Below are 4576 nucleotides of genomic sequence, written 5' to 3'. Positions count from 1 at the left end.
CGAGAAGACGATCCAGCCGACGAACAACCACAGCGGCAGGACGAAGGCCGCCGGGAACAACCAGCGGAGGAACACTCGGCGCAGCACCATGGGCCGATGCTACGGCCCGTCGATGTGCGGCTCCTTTGAGAAGGCCATGACCTGGACGTCCGGCATCCATGGGCGAGAATGGAAGTCCGACCGAGAGGACCCCCCATGATCGAACTGCGTACGCCGGCCGAGATCGACGCGATGCGCCCCGCGGGCCGCTTCGTCGCGGAGGTGCTCGCCACGCTGCGCGACGAGACCAAGGTGGGCACCAACCTGTTGCACCTCGACCGCCGCGCCCACGACATGATCCGCAAGGCCGGCGCGGAGTCCTGCTACATCGACTACCACCCCTCGTTCGGCGCGAGCCCGTTCGGCAAGGTGCTGTGCACCTCGATCAACGACGCCGTGCTGCACGGGCTCCCCCACGACTACGTGCTGCGCGACGGTGACCTCGTCTCTCTCGATTTCGCCGCGTCGGTGGACGGATGGGTCGCCGATTCGGCGGTGTCGTTCGTCGTCGGCACGCCCCGCGACGAGGACCTCGCCCTCATCGACACCACGCAGCGCGCCCTCGCCGCCGCGATCGACGCCGCCACCGTCGGGCACAAGATCGGCGACATCTCGGCCGCCGTCGCCGCCGTCGCGCACGCCGAGGGGCTGAGCATCAACACCGACTTCGGCGGTCACGGTGTGGGGCGCACCATGCACGGCGATCCGCACGTCGCCAACGACGGCAAGGCCGGCCGCGGCTACCCGCTGCGCGCGGGCCTGGTGGTCGCGCTCGAGCCCTGGTTCCTGCAGACCACCGACGAACTGGTCACCGACCCGGACGGCTGGACGCTGCGCAGCGCCGACGGCTCGCGCGGAGCCCACTCCGAGCACACCGTGGCGATCACCGCCGAGGGACCGATCGTGCTCACGGATCGGTCGTTCCTCGGCGTCGACTGACGGTCCGGATGACGGATGCCGCGGCCCCTCGGGTCGCGGCATCCGTCGTTCGCGGGGGTGGAGCACCGCCCGCGTGACGACAGCGGACGCGTCAGTCGGCGAGCAGATCGGGGCGGCGCAGACGCGTGCGCTCGATCTGCTGCTCGCGGCGCCAGGACGCGACGGCCCCGTGGTTGCCGCTGAGCAGGATCGGCGGGACCTCGCGCTCGCGCCAGACGGCGGGCTTGGTGAACGAGGGGTATTCGAGGAGGCCGTCTTCGTGGGACTCCTCGACAAGGCTCTCGGGATTGCCGACGACCCCGGGGACGAGACGGCCGATGGCTTCGACCATGGCCATGACGGCCACCTCGCCGCCGTTCAGCACGTAGTCGCCGAGCGAGAGCAGGCGGACGTCGCCGAGCTCGGCGGCGTAGTCAAACACGCGCTCGTCGATGCCCTCGTATCGGCCGCACCCGAACACGAGGTGCGGAGCGGCCGAGAGCTCACGGGCGATCGACTGGGTGAAGCGCTCCCCCGCCGGGGACGGGAAGACGATGACGGGCCGCTCGACGGCACCGCCGACGATGTCGTCGAGAGCTTCACCCCACGGCTCGGGCTTCATCACCATGCCGGCGCCGCCGCCGTAGGGGGTGTCGTCGACCGTGCGATGCCGGTCGTGCGTGTAGTCGCGCAGATCGTGGACGGCGACGTCGAGCAGACCGCTCTGACGGGCCTTACCCAGCAGCGAGACCTCGAGCGCGTCGAAGATCGTCGGGAAGATCGACACGACGTCGATGCGCACGTCAGTCCTCGCGGTCGTCGGCGGAGACGGGTGTCGCGTCGCCCGCTTCGGCGTCGTCGCCGGCGGCGTTACCGGCGTCGGGTGCCGGCTCGTCGTCGGGCTCGGACGGCAGGTCTTCGAAGAGCCCCGTCGGGGGCGTGACCACCACGCGTCCGGCCGCGATGTCGACCTCGGGGACGATGGCGCTGACGAAGGGGACGAGTACCTCGCGGTCGTCGCCCGTGGGCTTGACGATGAGCAGGTCCTGCGCCGGGAAGTGGTCGACCCGTGCGACACGCCCGATGACGGCGCCGTCACGGACGACGTCGAGACCGACGAGCTGGTGGTCGTACCAGGCGTCGTCTTCGGCGGGGGCCGCCTCGGTGTCCTGGTCGATCCACAGGATCGCCTTGACGAGTTCTTCGGCCGCGGTGCGGTCGTCGACGCCCTCGAAGAAGACCACGGGGTGGGAGTTCATCCACCGGAACTCGCGGACGGTCAGGTCGCGTCCGTGCCAGGGCGAGGACTCGGGGACCTGGAGGGTGAACGTGCTCCCGGGCACGAAACGGCCGTCGGGATCGTCGGTGTACAGCTCGAGCTTGAAAGCGCCCTTCAGGCCGTGGGCCTTGACGAGGCGCCCGACACGGAGCTGGGTCTTGGCGGGCTGGGCGCCCGCGTTGTCAGCGGTCGCCATCAGTCGTCGGCGACGTCGACGCGCACGCGGCGGCCGTCGGCGAGAGCGGAGATGAGCGTACGCAGTGCCTTGGCGGTTCGTCCACCGCGCCCGATCACGCGACCCCGGTCATCGGGGTGCACGCGCACCTCCAGCACGTCTCCGCGGGGAGAGGAGCTGGCACGGATGGACACGTCGTCGGGGTGATCGACGATCCCCTTGACGACGTGCTCGAGCGCGGTGGACAACACGGGGATTACTCGGCCGAGGTCTCGACGGCGTCCTCAGCGGGCGCCTCGGCGGGAGCGTCGGCCTTCTTCTCGGCCTTCGGCTTGACGACCGACTTCTTCGAGGCGTCGGCCTCGAAGGCGGCCTTGGGCTCGCGGACCTTGACGGTCGACACGGCGTCCTTGTCGCCCTTGAACTTGCCCCAGTCGCCCGTCAGCTTGAGGATGGCGGCGACCTGCTCGGTGGGCTGGGCGCCGACCGACAGCCAGTACTGGGCGCGCTCCGAGTCGACCTCGATGAACGAGGGCTCCTCGGTCGGGTGGTACTTGCCGATCTCTTCGATGACACGACCGTCGCGCTTGGTGCGCGAGTCGGCGACGACGATGCGGTAGTAGGGCGCGCGGATCTTTCCGAGGCGCTTGAGACGGATCTTGACAGCCACGATGACTCCTGATGATGAAGATGAACGAACCGGTCGCCTGGAGCGTGGGGTGCACACCCGGCGGAAGCTCAAAAGAGTGGACCGACACTGGATAGAGGGTCGAGTGGCGGGTCCAGCCCTCTATTCTGCCAGAACTCCGAGGCCCGACGTGACAGCGACGGCGAAACGACACGGACCGTCGCGCAGCGTAGCGGAGCGGCCCCCGCGAAAGGCTCCGTGTCAGACTGAGCCGCATGAGGCTGCCGTTCGCTCCGTCGACGCGTTCGTCCGTGGGTCTGGAGTGGGAGCTCATGCTCGCCGACCGCGAGACCGGTGATCTCGTGCCGCGCGCGCCCGAGATCCTCGACGAGGTCGAGGACGCGACCGCCCTCGAGCGTTTCACCGTCACGGGCGAGCTGCTCACCAACACCGTCGAGGTGACGAGCGGCGTCGGACACACGGTCGCCGAGGCCGTCGACGACATCGGCGACGCCATCTGCGCGCTGCGCGAGCAGACCGAGCCGCGCGGCCTCGAACTGCTGTGCGCCGGAAGCCACCCCTTCGCGCAGTGGTACGACCAGCAGGTCACCGACAAGACCCGCTACCACACGCTCATCGAGCGCACCCAGTGGTGGGGGCGCAACATGATGATCTGGGGCATCCACGTGCACGTCGGCGTCGACGACGTCGAGAAGGTGATGCCCATCGTCAACGCGCTGACGGTGTTCCTGCCCCACCTGCAGGCGCTGTCGGCATCCAGTCCGTTCTGGGCCGGAGACCGCACCGGGTACATGTCCAACCGCGCCCTGGTGTTCCAGCAGCTGCCGACGGCGGGCCTGCCCTGGCAGTTCGAGACCTGGGACGGCTTCGAGCGCTACCTCGACGACATGGTCCGCACCGGTGTGATGGCGGATGCCAGCGAGGTGCGCTGGGACATCCGTCCGGCGCCCAAGTGGGGGACGGTCGAGATCCGCGCGTGCGACGGCATGTCGACGCTTCCCGAGCTCGCCGCCGTCGCGGCCCTCGCGCAGACGCTCGTCGAGCACTTCTCGCGGCTTCTGGACGAGGGTCGGCCGCTCCCCGGCATCCCGCCCTGGTATGCCCGCGAGAACAAGTGGCGGGCCGCACGCTACGGCCTCGATGCGCGAGTGATCGTGGATCGCGAGGGCACGCAGCGCCCCGTGGTCGAGCACCTGCGCGAGACGATGGAAGAACTCGCCGGCGTCGCCGTCGAGCTCAAGTGCGCGCGCGAGTTCGCCAGCCTCGAGACGATCCTGGCCACGGGCGGGAGCTCGGCGCGGCAGATCGCGATCGCCGACGCGGCCGACGGCGACCTGCGCGAGGTGGTGCAGCACCTGATCCGCGAGTTCCGCGGCGGTCCGACGCTGCGCGAGCACCTCGCAGCCCTCCGGGCCTGAGCCGTCCGTTCCGCGCCCGCTCATAGGCGGGCCTGCCTAGGATCGCGTCATGACGATCGGACGGCGCGGGTGGCCGCTCTTGCTCACGGCTGCGGTGG

The 4576-nt window shown here is 69.9% G+C and carries 6 protein-coding genes; 2 read left to right on the top strand and 4 right to left on the bottom strand.

Annotation, left to right across the window (positions count from 1 at the left end):
• The first annotated feature begins 195 nt into the window (after positions 1-195).
• Entirely contained in the window at positions 196-978 is a 783-nt protein-coding gene (gene map / locus DBR36_RS10770) for a type I methionyl aminopeptidase (RefSeq protein WP_108319255.1), read from the top strand.
• Between the two features lie 91 nt (positions 979-1069).
• On the opposite strand, the gene trmD is transcribed toward map, so the two are convergent.
• The 4 genes from trmD to rpsP are packed head-to-tail and all read right to left on the bottom strand — an operon-like array spanning position 1070 to position 3081.
• Positions 1070-1759: a tRNA (guanosine(37)-N1)-methyltransferase TrmD gene (trmD, locus tag DBR36_RS10765; protein ID WP_108319253.1), complete on the bottom strand. Its 690-nt coding sequence runs from the start codon at positions 1757-1759 to the stop codon at positions 1070-1072.
• 1 nt (position 1760) lies between these two features.
• Positions 1761-2432, bottom strand: a complete 672-nt coding sequence (gene rimM, locus DBR36_RS10760; RefSeq protein WP_108319251.1) for a ribosome maturation factor RimM — start codon at positions 2430-2432, stop codon at positions 1761-1763.
• Entirely contained in the window at positions 2432-2662 is a 231-nt protein-coding gene (locus DBR36_RS10755) for an RNA-binding protein (RefSeq protein WP_108319249.1), read from the bottom strand. The genes rimM and DBR36_RS10755 overlap by 1 nt, the downstream gene beginning before the upstream one ends.
• Positions 2663-2667: 5 nt before the next feature.
• Positions 2668-3081 (bottom strand): 30S ribosomal protein S16, encoded by a 414-nt coding sequence (gene rpsP / locus DBR36_RS10750; protein WP_108319247.1) that lies wholly within the window; start codon positions 3079-3081, stop codon positions 2668-2670.
• A 233-nt stretch (positions 3082-3314) separates the two neighbouring features.
• On the opposite strand from rpsP, the gene DBR36_RS10745 reads away from it, so the two are divergent.
• On the top strand, positions 3315-4478 hold the full coding sequence (locus DBR36_RS10745) for a glutamate--cysteine ligase (RefSeq protein WP_108319245.1): 1164 nt from the start codon (positions 3315-3317) through the stop codon (positions 4476-4478).
• The last annotated feature ends 98 nt before the right edge of the window (positions 4479-4576 follow it).

Origin of the sequence: Microbacterium sp. HMWF026, assembly GCF_003061325.1 — a bacterium.
GTDB classification, from domain to species: Bacteria; Actinomycetota; Actinomycetes; order Actinomycetales; family Microbacteriaceae; genus Microbacterium; species Microbacterium testaceum_E.
This window is presented reverse-complemented; position numbering and strand designations above follow the sequence as displayed.

What these genes read in the sequence shown, in the direction of transcription:
- map (WP_108319255.1), top strand. Translation starts at nt 196, where the DNA reads ATGATCGAACTGCGTACGCCGGCCGAGATCGACGCGATGCGCCCCGCG.
- DBR36_RS10745 (WP_108319245.1), top strand. Translation starts at nt 3,315, where the DNA reads ATGAGGCTGCCGTTCGCTCCGTCGACGCGTTCGTCCGTGGGTCTGGAG.
- rimM (WP_108319251.1), bottom strand. Translation starts at nt 2,432, where the DNA reads ATGGCGACCGCTGACAACGCGGGCGCCCAGCCCGCCAAGACCCAGCTC.